General features: G+C 57.3%; 17 protein-coding genes. All 17 read left to right on the top strand.

The window, feature by feature from the left end:
• Positions 1 to 149: 149 nt before the first annotated feature.
• Positions 150 to 452, top strand: coding sequence for a DUF4031 domain-containing protein (locus V6657_RS29555; RefSeq protein WP_024979559.1), 303 nt, complete (start codon positions 150 to 152; stop codon positions 450 to 452).
• A 101-nt stretch (positions 453 to 553) separates the two neighbouring features.
• Entirely contained in the window at positions 554 to 1054 is a 501-nt protein-coding gene (locus V6657_RS29550) for a hypothetical protein (protein ID WP_024979560.1), read from the top strand.
• A gap of 200 nt (positions 1055 to 1254) precedes the next feature.
• The gene (radA, locus tag V6657_RS29545; protein ID WP_024979561.1) at positions 1255 to 2628 is read left to right on the top strand and encodes a DNA repair protein RadA; all 1374 of its coding nucleotides are present in this window, start codon (positions 1255 to 1257) and stop codon (positions 2626 to 2628) included.
• Positions 2629 to 2858: 230 nt separating this feature from the next.
• Positions 2859 to 3728, top strand: a complete 870-nt coding sequence (locus V6657_RS29540; RefSeq protein WP_024979562.1) for a hypothetical protein — start codon at positions 2859 to 2861, stop codon at positions 3726 to 3728.
• Positions 3729 to 3817: 89 nt separating this feature from the next.
• Positions 3818 to 4129, top strand: a complete 312-nt coding sequence (locus V6657_RS29535; protein WP_024979563.1) for an H-NS histone family protein — start codon at positions 3818 to 3820, stop codon at positions 4127 to 4129.
• Positions 4130 to 4528: 399 nt separating this feature from the next.
• Positions 4529 to 6619, top strand: a complete 2091-nt coding sequence (locus tag V6657_RS29530; protein WP_024979564.1) for an SPFH domain-containing protein — start codon at positions 4529 to 4531, stop codon at positions 6617 to 6619.
• A 61-nt stretch (positions 6620 to 6680) separates the two neighbouring features.
• Entirely contained in the window at positions 6681 to 6986 is a 306-nt protein-coding gene (locus V6657_RS29525; protein WP_024979565.1) for a hypothetical protein, read from the top strand.
• Between the two features lie 18 nt (positions 6987 to 7004).
• Positions 7005 to 7292, top strand: a complete 288-nt coding sequence (locus V6657_RS29520) for a hypothetical protein (RefSeq protein WP_024979566.1) — start codon at positions 7005 to 7007, stop codon at positions 7290 to 7292.
• A gap of 89 nt (positions 7293 to 7381) precedes the next feature.
• A complete protein-coding gene (locus tag V6657_RS29515) occupies positions 7382 to 7609 on the top strand; it encodes a hypothetical protein (protein ID WP_024979567.1) in 228 nt (75 codons plus the stop codon).
• Positions 7610 to 7789: 180 nt separating this feature from the next.
• Positions 7790 to 8119 carry a hypothetical protein gene (locus V6657_RS29510; RefSeq protein WP_231973479.1) on the top strand — a complete coding sequence of 110 codons (330 nt, stop codon included), beginning with the start codon at positions 7790 to 7792 and terminating at the stop codon, positions 8117 to 8119.
• Between the two features lie 553 nt (positions 8120 to 8672).
• Positions 8673 to 9449: a hypothetical protein gene (locus tag V6657_RS29505; RefSeq protein WP_080693754.1), complete on the top strand. Its 777-nt coding sequence runs from the start codon at positions 8673 to 8675 to the stop codon at positions 9447 to 9449.
• Positions 9450 to 9837: 388 nt separating this feature from the next.
• Positions 9838 to 10209 carry a hypothetical protein gene (locus V6657_RS29500; RefSeq protein ID WP_024979570.1) on the top strand — a complete coding sequence of 124 codons (372 nt, stop codon included), beginning with the start codon at positions 9838 to 9840 and terminating at the stop codon, positions 10207 to 10209.
• Between the two features lie 165 nt (positions 10210 to 10374).
• Positions 10375 to 10863, top strand: coding sequence for a hypothetical protein (locus V6657_RS29495; protein ID WP_024979571.1), 489 nt, complete (start codon positions 10375 to 10377; stop codon positions 10861 to 10863).
• A complete protein-coding gene (locus V6657_RS29490) occupies positions 10860 to 11357 on the top strand; it encodes a hypothetical protein (protein WP_024979572.1) in 498 nt (165 codons plus the stop codon). Before V6657_RS29495 ends, V6657_RS29490 begins: the two co-directional genes overlap by 4 nt.
• Before the next feature lie 290 nt (positions 11358 to 11647).
• Positions 11648 to 11968 (top strand): DUF1294 domain-containing protein, encoded by a 321-nt coding sequence (locus tag V6657_RS29485; protein ID WP_025584864.1) that lies wholly within the window; start codon positions 11648 to 11650, stop codon positions 11966 to 11968.
• Between the two features lie 254 nt (positions 11969 to 12222).
• Positions 12223 to 12417 carry a hypothetical protein gene (locus V6657_RS29480; RefSeq protein ID WP_024979574.1) on the top strand — a complete coding sequence of 65 codons (195 nt, stop codon included), beginning with the start codon at positions 12223 to 12225 and terminating at the stop codon, positions 12415 to 12417.
• Positions 12418 to 12471: 54 nt separating this feature from the next.
• The gene (locus V6657_RS29475) at positions 12472 to 13167 is read left to right on the top strand and encodes a hypothetical protein (protein WP_024979575.1); all 696 of its coding nucleotides are present in this window, start codon (positions 12472 to 12474) and stop codon (positions 13165 to 13167) included.
• The last annotated feature ends 60 nt before the right edge of the window (positions 13168 to 13227 follow it).

The raw sequence follows: 13227 nt of genomic DNA, 5'->3' as shown, positions 1-13227 counted from the left end.
GCGGTTCACAGCAGAGAGGCGCGAGGCATCCGATCGATACGGGGCGTGTTCTGAGCTGCCGTTGGAGATCTAAGCGAAGGAGTTCCAAAGGCTGGCGATGAATATCGTGCGGTCAGCCGTTCGAATACGATATCTGTAGGGATGAGAAGGTGACTATCTACGTGGACCCGCTTAGGCACTGGGGATGGATTCTAAGGGGCCACCAGGTCAAATCATGCCACTTGTTTACCGAAAGCCTGGATCTTTCTGAGTTGCACGCTTTTGCGGCACTGCTTGGAATGAAGCGTGCCTGGTTTCAACATCCGCCCGTAGCACCTCACTACGATCTGACCGAGCGCCGACGGCTCCACGCTGTATCGTTGGGAGCAGTAGAAGTTGGGCGCCGCGAGGCCGGGCTAATTTGGCAAGCTCGGCGCGCCATGCTCGTAAGCGTCAAGAGTGAACAGACGTGACGCTGGAAGCACCATAGGCTCCGGTACCGAGAAAGTTGCGTCACTCGATTCGTCTGGATATCTCGCTCGATTGCAAACGATCGAGTGGCCAGACGAAAGCTATGGCCGATGCACTCTCTTTCCCTCTAGAAACGGCTGTCGTCGTCTGGCCCAATCACTATACCGACGCACCTCAGGCATTGCTCCTTTCGATGCAAGAGCACCCGGTGTCTTGCATTTCGAGGGATCGAGATTTGCAATTCGGTGTCGGACAGCGCCGCCCCGCAGGCTTCATCGGCTCGGGTGAGCAGACTCCATTCAAGATGCGGCTGGGGCCGGCCGGCGAGAGCGGACAACCTTTCGCAGGGACTTTTGCTATATTACTTCCCATGAAGAAGCTAAATTCCATTCGAATTGGGCGAGCAATCGCAGGCTTGCTGGAAGCGGGTCGGTCCCGCGCCACTATCGACGAAGTCGGAAGGGCAGCGTCTATTCGCCATCTTGACCGCATTCTGGATCGGCGCAAAGCATCGTCTACCGCGGCGCCTATTCACTCCAGAAGCAAGGGGTTTGAAGACTTCCAACTTGCCGAGTTCAAGGGCGCGTCGTCCGACGCAGCTTAAGCGCCGCCATTCAGGTCGCGGATGCCCTGCGCTCCCTACTGGAACGTGGGCGCTTCAAATCTCAGTCCGTCTTGCAAGCCATCTCTGGAAACATCGACGAGGCTTGAATCCGGGTTGCTATCTGCAACCATTGCTTCTCGTTCTATGAACCAGGTGATCCATCGACTTGACAGTGGGTCACGCTCTGGCGGGAGGCAGCCGTGGCCAAGGCGAAAACAATCTTCAGTTGCACCGAGTGTGGCGCGTCGGCGCCGAAGTGGCAGGGGCAGTGCCCTGGATGCAACGCCTGGAATACCCTTGTAGAGTCTGTCGCGGAGACCGGAGCGCATCGCTTCAAGTCACTTGCCAAAAGCGCGCCGGTCCGCAAGTTAGCTGATATCGACGCGGCAGATGTACCTCGCTTCTCGAGTGGAATTGGCGAGTTCGATCGAGTGCTAGGTGGCGGGCTCGTCGCCGGCGGCGTCGTACTAATCGGCGGTGATCCAGGGATCGGCAAGTCAACTTTACTGCTGCAATCGCTTGGCCAGATGGCCAGTCAGCGCAAGGTTCTCTACGTCAGCGGAGAAGAATCGGACTCACAGATTGCCTTGCGAGCGCAGCGTCTTTCGCTGCTCGAATCGGACTCGCGTGCGCGCGACCTGGAGCTTCTTGCAGAAATCGAACTTGAACGCATTCAGGCGACGATAGAGGCAGGAAAGCCAGAAGTTGCCGTGATCGATTCCATACAGACGATCTATTCACAGGCCCTTACGTCCGCACCGGGATCGGTAGCCCAAGTAAGGGAGTGCGCAGCTCAACTCACTCGAATCGCCAAGTCTTCCGGCACCACCATCATCATGGTGGGCCATGTGACAAAAGAAGGAAGTCTGGCCGGACCGCGGGTACTCGAACACATCGTGGATACGGTGCTGTACTTCGAGGGCGACACACATTCGTCGTACAGACTCGTGCGTGCGTTCAAGAACCGCTTTGGTGCAGTGAACGAGCTGGGCGTGTTTGCCATGACCGAGCGAGGGCTTCGCAGCGTTTCCAATCCTTCGGCCTTGTTCCTTTCACAGCATGATCAGCAGGTGCCAGGCTCATGCGTCATGGTCACGCAAGAAGGTAGCCGACCGCTGCTTGTTGAAGTTCAGGCGCTCGTGGATGCCACCCATGCCCCTAACCCCCGTCGCCTCGCAGTGGGGCTCGAGCAGAATCGGCTCGCCATGCTGCTGGCCGTCCTGCATCGCCATGCCGGTGTCGCCTGTTTCGACCAGGATGTGTTCCTGAACGCTGTAGGGGGCGTGAAGATCACGGAACCCGCGTCAGATCTGGCGGTTTTGCTGTCAATCCACTCGTCGATGCGAAACAAACCACTTCCAAAGGGGCTTATTGCATTCGGTGAGGTGGGTCTGGCTGGCGAGATTCGTCCGTCTCCACGCGGACAGGATCGTCTTAGGGAGGCAGCGAAACTAGGATTCTCAACCGCAATGATCTGCCGCGCGAATGCACCAAAGCAGCCCATTGATGGACTGGATGTCATTACCGTGGATCGGATTGAAGAGGCTATCGAGAGGGTCCGAGCACTGGACTAACTGTCCAGCGGGAGGATTATCGGTTGCCACCCTACTTGGGAGGGGATGGCTGCCTTCTGATTATTGAAAGCCTTCTGGTTTGCGAATACCCCCCTAAAAAGGGGCGTCCTAGGGGCAGGGAACAGGGTTGACATGGTGTATAGTCCGCTTACTTCCTGCTGGGAACTTAATAATTTTCTGACACCGTGGTGCTGGGCGGCCACATAAGGGTCAAAATACAAAGAAACGCGATGCCAGAGTTTGCAAACGATGCTGTGGAGAACGCACAAGTTCTCGTGAATCTCATTCGAGAACGGGGTCCTATTCGGGTTGCAAAGGAAATCTTGGCGGTCGCAGATCAAGTTGTTAAGGCGAATGCTTCAGACCAGGCGCTATTCCAAATTGACCACTTGGCCCGCGTAGCTCGCACTGTCACATCTGAGGCTGTCCGAGAGGAGATTGGCCGTTTGCAAGCTGAATCGGAAAAGCTGTCCGATCGGGTCTCTGCAGTTCGGACTGCTCGCGAACAGGTGCAAAGCGCAGCTGTTGCAATTCTTGAACCCCTGTCCGCTCTAGAAGAATTGATCGAGCCCGGCTTCTGGGACGCACGTGCGGGGTTAGGCAAGCCGACGATCGCTGCGCTCGATTCTGCTGCGTCGAGGTTCGACCTTGCCAAGCTTCGAGCGGCCGCAACTTCTTTTCTTGACTGGGATCCGTCGACCATCAAATACGTGTCCAAAGACATGAGCCGTGAGGTTGAGAGCTACCAAGCGCTTTTTACGGGGTTCGTGGATGGGGGCGAGTATGACAAGCAGTTCCAAATGGTTGCGAAGCTCGGTCACCTGCATCGTCTTATCCGCTTACAGGATCGCAAGATTGAGTTGAACAACGCTGTTACGAAGCTCCAAAAGAAACTGGGCGAGCTGTCAAAAGCCTCAGAAGAGTTGGGAAAGCTCGAGAGCCATGTCGATAGGTGGTGGGGTAGCTTCTCTGCAGGGATTATGGGGCGTTTGCCAGATGGCGAAATGGCCAGAGCCCTTGCCCCTTTGGTGGGGCCGATCAAGGCTCTTGATCCAGTGTGGCTATCCAGAGTTTCCCAGCAACCCATTGAAGGGCGGTGACAGGCCACCCTGTTGCAATTTGACCCGTGGAAACGTGCCTACACGGGGTTATCTGATTTCGGCGCAACGACAAACAACTATCACACGCTATGACTAGCACTCAGCCCCGCTACAAGGACATCATCAAACAGATCGAGGAGCTGCAGAAGCAAGCAGACATGCTCAAGGCCGAAGAACGGTCAAAAGTACTGAAGGAGGTCCGAGAGCAGATCGCCGTATTCGAGTTCACGGCTGGAGAGCTCGGTTTGAAGGGCAAAGCTTCGCTCGCTGGCAAGAAGGTGCCCATCCGCTACAAGGACGACAGCGGCAATACCTGGTCCGGCCGCGGACATCGGCCCGGGTGGCTGAATGCGGCCATTAAAAGCGGCCGCAAGCTGGAGGACTTCCTGATTGCTGTTTGAGGTGGCTGGCCAACTCCGCCGACGCAACAGCTTTCGAGGGCGCAGCGCGGATGTGACGCGCAGGAACTGCTGGAGTCGGGCCGCCGGCTCACCAGCGTGGCGATTAGCGAGCCGTCGATCTAGCCAATCGACATTCGGGTAAGAACCGAACGCCCTCGCCAACACACATAACAAGCAAATGTTCGAAAGGGCTGGGGTCGTCGTAGACGTGCTCAACGGCAGCGTAAATGGCTTCCGGGCGGCACACACCAAACAAGAAGGATCGAATCCGCCAAAGGTGGTGTGCTCAGCACCCCTGACGTTGATCGACATCGCCGACACGTCCGACGCTTGAGGCTTGTGCCTCGTGCGGCAACGCGACTCCACTCAAATCACGTTCACTACAAGGGGCTCTCCATCTTGGACTTCATTCTCGATCATGTCTGGCAAATCGTCGGCGCCGTCGCGATTCTCGGCATCTTGGCTGCCTATCGCCAGGTGTTGTGGCTCGTCGGTGTCATCATTGTCCCCGACGATAGCGTCGGTGTCGTCACGAAGAAGTTCGTCCTGCTTGGCTCGCATCGAAGTTTGCCGGATGGACGGATTCTTGCACTCAACGGAGAGGCAGGCTACCAGGCTGATACGCTCGCGCCGGGTCTGCATTTGGCCTTGTGGCCCTGGCAATACGCTGTCGAACTGGTCAAGTTCGTTGAGGTTCCGGTGGGTAGCATAGGGGTCGTAGAGGCCTGTGATGGTCAACCGCTCCCGAGTGGCCGCATCCTGGCAAAACGTGTGGATTGCGACATGTACCAAGACGCTCGCATGTTTCTGCAGAACGGCGGTCAACGCGGTCCTCAGCTCGACGTGATCCCACCAGGGACGTACCGTATTAACCCGCTTCTGTTCAAGATCACGCTTGCCCAGATGACGTCGGTGCCGCAGGGGAAGATCGGCGTAGTTGAGGCTCACGATGGTTCTCCGCTACAGGCGGGTCGTGTTATTGCCAAGCAAGTGTCCTGCGACTCGTACCAGGACGGTGCGGCGTTTCTCGAGAACGGTGGTGAACGTGGCGCCCAAAGCGGCATCATTACGGCAGGCTCTTATCGGGTGAACCCCATCTTGTTTTCCATTGAAGTTACTTCGGTGGTTGATATTCCGGACAACAAGGTTGGCATCGTAACGACTCGCGAGGGCCAGCCACTGCAGCGAGCAGAGATCGCTGGCCCTGAAGTGCCCGACCACAACATGTTCCAGAACCCTGAAGCGTTCATTAGGAATGGCGGCTGCAAGGGGATGCAAGAGCAGGTCCTACTTCCAGGCCGTTATTTCATCAACCCGCGCTTTGCAACCGTCGAGACGGTCGACATGACAGAGGTCCCCATTGCGCATGTCGGTGTCGTGATTTCATACGTAGGTAAGGACGGCAAAGACGTCACCGGTGAGGAGTTCAAGCACGCGAACTTGGTCTCGAGAGGTGAGAAGGGCGTATGGATTGAACCGCTCGATCCAGGCAAATATCCGATCAACCCGTACACCCACAATATAAAGAACGTTCCAACTGCCAATGTGGTCCTCAACTGGGCCAACGGCAAGTCGGAAGCACACGAGCTGGACGCCAATCTGTCCACGATCACTGTGCGGTCTGCTGACGGATTCAAGTTCAATCTCGATGTCAGCCAGATCATCCACATCCCACGAAACGATGCGCCGAAGGTGATTGCCCGTTTTGGCGATATGGCAGCGCTCGTGACGCAGGTCCTTGAGCCGACTATCGGCAACTACTTCCGCAACAGCGCACAAGACTCGGACATCATCGACTTCTTGCGGGAGCGTTCAAAGCGGCAGAATGAAGCGCGCGGGGCGATCGGCGCAGCGTTGAGTGAGTACAACGTCGGTGCCGTTGACACGCTGATCGGGGACATCGTTCCCCCTGAGCAGTTGATGAAAACTTTGACGGATCGAAAGCTCGCTGAGCAGGAGCGAGTGACATACGAGACACAGAAGGGTGCTCAGGCTGTGCGGCAGGAACTTGAGCAAGCGACTGCTCTCGCGAACACGCAGGCAAATGTCGTCGATGCCGAGCGCCAGGTTTCCATCTCAGAATTCAATGCACAGGCTGCTGTGAAGCGCGCAGAAGGCGAGGCCAAGGCCAAGACGATCAATGCCGAAGCGGATGCGAAGGTCGTTCAGACCGTCGGTGAAGCGGAGGCGAAAAAGGTCGAAGCAATCGGGATGGCCGAGGCCGCTGTGATCAAGCAGAAGATTGATTCGATGCAAAGCGACAACTACGCCGTGGTCCAGGTGGCCGAGGCACTTGCGAGTGCCGGCGTCAAGCTGGTTCCCGATGTGGTTGCAAACGGCAGCGGTGGGGCCAGCGGGGGAACGCTGGTCGATATCCTCCTTGCCGGTGTGATTCGCGACGGTCTGCACCGGGGGACTCCCACAGCCCTGCCCGTTGACCATACCAGTGCAGGCGCCTTGCCAGCCCCAAATGGAGCAAGCGCTTCGTGAGCCGCTAATGCATTGGTCGCCACGTGAGCTATCGCCAAGTCGTCAGGGTTGAGGGGGAAATATGGAATCGGAAGACATCGCCTACCTGCAACAGCAACGGCAAGAGTTGATTGAAGAAGCGAAGAGTCAGAAGCAGACAGCCTTCTTCCTTGCGCAGCTCCGGGGCGAAACGCCTGTGTACCTCTTGAACGGTGAGGAGGTAAGCAAGGAAGCATTCATCTTGCATTCGGGGATGGAACAGATGCTGCCAGATGCTTCGACCGTGCGGTGTTCAAAGTGCGGGCGCATTGAGTCGCCGGCGCGCTGGCGACAAGTGTGTAGCTTCGCCGTGCCTGGAGGTGGCATGTGTGATGGCATCTTTCATTGATGAGAGACTAGATCCGAAATGATCAAAGTTGGCATAAACATCCTGATCGTCATCGCAATGGCCGTCGGTCTTGTTGCTACCTTGGAGCGGTTGTATCTGGTCAACGGCAGCAGTTATCCGAGCTTTCTCGCGGAAGACACCGGCAACCTCGATGAAGTGGGGCTCGCCAGGCTGCGGGCCACTTCGTGCAAGGATGAGTCGGTTGAGATCTACAAGAAGGACGATGTGTGGGTTCTGCGTTGCGGGTTTGCTTACTACCAAGGGCACACCTACATCAGCCACACCGATCCAATGGGGGTCCAATGACTCGCGAATCAGGATTCCCGGGAGATGAGAAATTGACTGGATGCGATCGCGCACCCCGCAACCGGCCGGTAGCCGAAGGACAAGATGCAATGAGTAATTCGTCCCAAGACGTTGTGGCGCACCTGCTGCCAGCTGTGGTAGCCGTTGTGGTGTTTGTGGGCGTGGTTCTGGGTGTCCCTTACCTGATGGTGGAGACTGGCTTTGCTTCGTGGTTGGTCTCGACTTCGCGAGCGCACCCCATCATCGTCGGCGTTGCACTTGTCGTCACGGGCATTCCGCTCTTTATCTGCGCGGGAAGAATGTTCGGTAGGAAGTAATTGGAACGCAGGCTTGGATCGCCGGCGGAGCGCCCGTTCGGTCGGCTTTTGCGCGCGCCGTCGAGATAAGGCAGGCGTTCTGCCACCGCAAGAGAACGGCTAACCTTCCGGCAGTGCAATCATAAGGATTTATGAATGAAGAGCAGAGTCTATTTCTTGAACGCGCGAGAGCGGAGATTCATGATTCGCATCACGTCGACCAATGAAGGCTACACGGCCCGTGTGATGGAAGAGGTTTCGGGAGGCCAAGTCGTTCCCGTAGCACTGAACCTGCCGCCACGGTCGGAGATTGATCCGGCCGAGTTCTATCGAAATCGTGCAAAGTATCGAAGCGAGCTAGTACTTCAGGTCAATGAAGAGCTTCTCGTTTGGCGCGTGACAAGCCTGACTCCGGAGCAGGCGAGCGAGGACAATGACGCCTATATTCGGGCGAATCTGGCCGGTTGGAAAGGCGGCTATCCGCTTGAATCCAAGGACGACATGGACGACTGGAACATTCGCGAGCTCTGAATTGGAGCCATGCAGGGTTTGCGGGATTACGGGGGGCGCAGGCTTTTACGTCGGAAAGCCTGTTCGCCGTCCCCTCCTTTTGTAGGGGTGGAATAGCTTCCTGTTAGGAATTTCTTCGAGTATAGTGGTGCCGTTGTACTCGGTAGCTGGGCCGATCCTAATCCAGCCAAAGCGATCTTCCACAGTCGCGAATCACTTACCCTTGAGGTTCAAGGGACCGCACGCTCCAAGCTGAGCGTACACACTGCTTGTATTGGGACACTACGGTCGCTATCGGCCGTTTTGGACGCCTTCGGAAGTTTGCGACGTCGACTTATCGATACGAAGCTGCTGCCCGGCGCGCCGCAACCGTCCCGCACTCACTCCAGTCGAAATACGCTTTGCCGCCTCGAATCGAGGTCAGCGCAGGTGCGTTTTCGCGTTGCATCAAATCTATTGCGCGTTTGCGCAGGTGAATCCATGGCCTCTTCCCGGCCCCCATACCCCATTTCCTAGCGCTTGGCACGCACCCGTATGACGGGTCGGCTGCCTGGCGTTCTACCAGGAGTCGAAATTGCAAGCATCCACTCAATCTACTGTTGTTCCCTCTTTCCAGGGTTTCCTTGGCAGCCGGCCCGCTGCCGTCTATCTGGCATCGAACTCTGCTGCTGAAGATGCCGGCTCCGCCCAAATGCCTCGTATCAACGTTGGCGATCGAATTGAAGGGCGGTGCGTAGTCCTCGGCGTCACCTACCGTGGCGTTGTAGAGCAGATCATTTTCAGCGAGTACTTCCCTCGGTACCGCATCAAGTCGATTCGGCGAGTTGGTCCCCAGCTGTCGGGGCGCTTGCCGAAAGAGGCAGTGGTGTTTCCGACCGCGAAGCTGCTCGACTCGAGCGTTGTTGCACTCGCAGAAGAAGCATTCCGCAATCGTGCTGGGATGTGGAAGGCGATGACGGTGCAAGCTGCGCACAACGGTTACCGCATTGGTCCTTCCGGCGTTGGAGTTGCTGATGCACACGAGTGGATCGGAATGCTGCCGGCGACGGTGTTGGCCGCAGCGGTTGCGAACGCTGAATCGGCGTCGTTCAAGCTGGATGCTGCAGGTCCCGTCTTGACGTTCGAGCCGACGGGGAAAGGTATGTTGTCCGCGAACTGGGGTGGCTACGCGTGCCGCATGTCGCTCGAATCTGGTGCCGGCGGCTCCAGACCCGGTTGGACTTGGAGTATCTGGGCCGGCCCGCTTCGGACCTTTATTGCTGGCGGCTCGACACCGAGCCCGGAGGAATCCGCGCATCAAGTTTGCCAGCGCCTTCGTGCATTCGGTGCTTACTCCGCATTGGCCGCTTGAACAGCTTCGGCTGTAGCGCGTTCGCACGTGTTTCAATGTACCTGGGCCCGCGCATGGAGGACGCGGGCCTTTCCATTCATGGGGCGGTAGCTGTATTTGAAGCGCTTCGCCTTTCAGTGCGCGGTTAGGTGCCGGCGATATCCCTTGATCCCAGGCGAAAACGTGATGTCGCCAAGGTGTAAGCCCAGAGAGATATGCCCGAGTGTGAAGAAAAATCCCTTCGCCTAGAGTGCGCGCCACCTAGTGCGTGTAGTAACATCAGTTCAGTTTCAACGGTAGCTGGACCGCGCCCCAGCCAAGCGGCTTTTGTCGCTAACTAATAACCCTTGCGGGGCTTGTCTCCCGCGTTAGGGGACCTGCTTCGCGATACTTCAATCAGGAGCAGGTAATGAGCACAACTAAAGTTTCCGACGCAGTTGCTATCGAGATCCGGATTCCGGCCGAGATGAGCGAGTTCGCTTCGGATTCGTTTTACAGTCCGCGCATGCGGGTGGCCCGGGTCGAACAGGCACTCAAGGCATGGGGTGTCGCAAACGAGACCTCATCCGACGTACCGAACTCTCCGGAAGGAGCTGAGCACGCGGTTCTGTGCTTGCTCGCCGACTTGCGTCACTACTGCGATGCAAAAGGGCTCGCCTTCGCCCCGATCGATCGACTGGCTTATCAGGAGTACCTCTCGGTGCTTGTGGAATCGCGCCAGTCGAGCATCGCCGGCGACTCCCAGGAAGCCGGCGGCGTGCAGATTGAGCGCGCGCACTAGGACTTGGGAATAGAGGTCCTTGTCAGCTGTCGACGGCTTCATCTGAGTGGCGCCGCGATATTGGCCAACACCGGTTGCTATACAGGCAGCGTCACATCCAACCCAAGGGGGGCAATCACTCCCTTGGGGCGTGTTTGCTTCTCAATTTCCATTTAGGAGCAAAACATGGCATCTACAACCACCACGCGGTTCCGCACGGCTCAATGGGACCGTGCCCGGGTCGCTCATCTGCGCGTAGCCTCCGACTTTGCGCGGCATCTTCGTCAGATCGCTAGCCCCGTGCAGATTTGCTATCAGCAGCTCATGCAGGCATACAAGGGTGAGCCGGTCGGCATCGAGTGCCGTTCAATTCATCGCGAGGCCTGGGGCTTCGTTGCTCCGGAGATGTCTGGCACTGAACCTTGGCGCATCCAGCGGTTCGACGAGGACGGATTTGTCGGGCATACGTGCCACAACTCACTCCAAGATGCCGTGGAATCCCTGCTGGATGAGGGATTCAGGGTGCCCGATCCTGGCGCGCTCGACAGAATCGGTGCATCGGAGAGATGGGCGCGTGGAGTTCGCCTGGCGGCAGTTCGCCAGAAGTTCCAGGAGGGCTTGATCACGTATCAGCAGATGCTCGAAGAGGCGCTGGCGTTCCAGGAGGTCGCATGAATCGATGCCCCGCTGCACTGGCTTCAGGCTGTCAAGTTTCGCCGGCGGAAGCTCCCCTCGTTTGCAGCGAGGACGATTTCGTCTGCCAGTCGGACGGCCCGGATCCTTGGCTCAACCAACGTTTTGAAGACTACATCCGCGATATCGATGTCCAATTCGACGCGAGTGAGGTGGAGGTCTCGATCAGGAGCCCCGAGTATGGCTTCGTTGCATCGTCTGATAGTGCTCTGCTTCTGCACCGCTCCGCCACATCGAGCGGATGGAGCGGTGCCTCGGTCGTTGGTTACTACAACACGCCGGGCGCTGTTTGCATTGCAGACGAGTATCAAGGTCAAGGACTCGGCGCGGAGTTGATTCTGTGGACATCCATCAACTTCACGGCAGGGCCACCTACGGCGGGCCTCGATGAACAGTGTTTCAGCGAGGCCGGATATGCGGCGCATCTTGCCGCATGGCGGCTTGGAATTGAGCGCGGACTCATCGTTGATGGGTAGCATTCAAACAACTGAGCGCCACATGGATCGCGAGGGCTGACACGGAAAAACTGATCCGAAAGCAGTCGCTAGTTCAGAAGCCCGTCTCTCCGATGCGAGACGGGCTTTCTGCTTTTCTGGCCAGTGTATTCTGTAGCGCCAACTGGCTATCTTCGTAGCGACGAAGTTTCTGGGCTCGAGGGTGCGTATTCGCTGGTTCGTGGGCCGTGGGATACCGCGGGAGAAAGAGCAACATCATGGACTCACCTCAACAACAGTCGTTTCGACTGCTCGAGAATTCGAGCCGCCTCATGAAGATCGTCGCGATCGCTTCAAGTGTCGTTGTCGTCCTCACGCCGATATTTCCTTCATCTTTCCGCCTGCCATTCCTTCTGATCAACTCGGTGGCGTTCGTGATGTTCGCAGTCGACAAGATCCTTGCAAGAACCCGGCAACGCCGGATTCCTGAGGCGTACCTCCACATCATTACATTGGCCGGTGGGTTTGTCGGCAGCCAGATCGGACGCTCGCTTGCTCGTCACAAGACAAAGAAGTGGTCGTTCGACGTCGTCTTCGCGACAGCCTGGGTCTTCTGGATGATGGCCTTCGCGGTGTTCATGGGCATTTGCTGAGCCGATCCGGTTGGCTGTGAGTGTGCTTGACCGAGAGTGCATTGGCCGCGGGTCCACAGATCGTTCAATCATTCGCAACAGGGGAGGGCGAAAGTCCTGCTCGCACAGCTGGTCAGCATCCAATCGACATACCTCGAGATTCGCAGTAAAAAGCCCCCTTGCATGGAACTCCTTTCTCGGTTGCTCGAGGATTGCCGCATGGTGAGAATTGCAGCTCTTGCCAAAGCAACGAGGCGCCGACCTATGGAGAGTGAATGCCGGTTCCGCAGTATTGGATTGATGCAGTGAAGCACGAGACAGCTGTCGATCTTTTGAAAGAGGCGCTGGGGAAGCTCAACGACAAGCCGTGGGAGGATCCCACGCTGCTGCACGCTCGTATTTGCGAATATCTTGGCCAGCCGGTGAAGTATGCTGACGCCGTCGTCCTGGTCCGAACCGGCAAGATCTAGCTCGCCTCGGCCGCGCTGTTCAATCCCATCCTCGAAAACCGAGATTCAATCGAAATGCCTTTCCTCGCCATCAGTTGTTTCCTTATGTACGCGAACCTCATCGCGGCGATACGGGGACTCCTTCGAGGGGGAAAAGCCCGTTGGCTCGGCCAAGTTCACTTGTTCGCCTGCGGGGTAGCGTCTGTTGCGTTCCTGCTGGGAATTGAATTTCTGCCTCCCGCTGCTGGAGGGATCGACAGCGGTGCCTACAACTGGGCCCCAGTAGCCTACCTCTTGTTTGGCTGCATCAGCTTGATTCTGTTCGGGTTCAAGCTGGTGCTGGCAGCACGTGCTCAAAAAGGTGCGATCGGCGGTGGCCTGCGATTCGGTATGACCACTTGGGCTGTACTTGCAGCGATTTATATGTGCGCCACGCCTATTGACCACCTGATTTTCTTCCGCAATCCGGCGAACTCAGGCGTCATGGATGTGACCTTCTCGGGCGAGCATTTGGACTGTAGCGGAGACATGCTGATCGTTAGGATGGAACACCAAGCTGCGGTGTACCGCTGTCCGAAATCCATCCGCCTTGGGCGTGACTATGCGCAGCCGTTCGTTCCTTGGCCGAGCTACACGGAAGGTGAAAGCAAAACACTGAAGGCCAGTATCGACAGGGTCCTGTTGGAGGCAGCCCAATCTGGCGATGTGGTTGTGAAGGTGCCGGCGGACCCAGCCCAGTTGAATCCCATCAAAAATGCGGGCGACAATTAGTTAGCTCGACCTATATGGTTCACGGGCGGGGTACGTCGATCCAGTGGGTTAGTCGCCGCC

It is taken from the genome of Ralstonia sp. RRA (assembly GCF_037023145.1).
Lineage (GTDB): Bacteria > Pseudomonadota > Gammaproteobacteria > Burkholderiales > Burkholderiaceae > Ralstonia.
The sequence above is the reverse complement of the archived record's forward strand: the minus strand, read 5'-3'. Positions and strand labels throughout refer to the sequence as shown.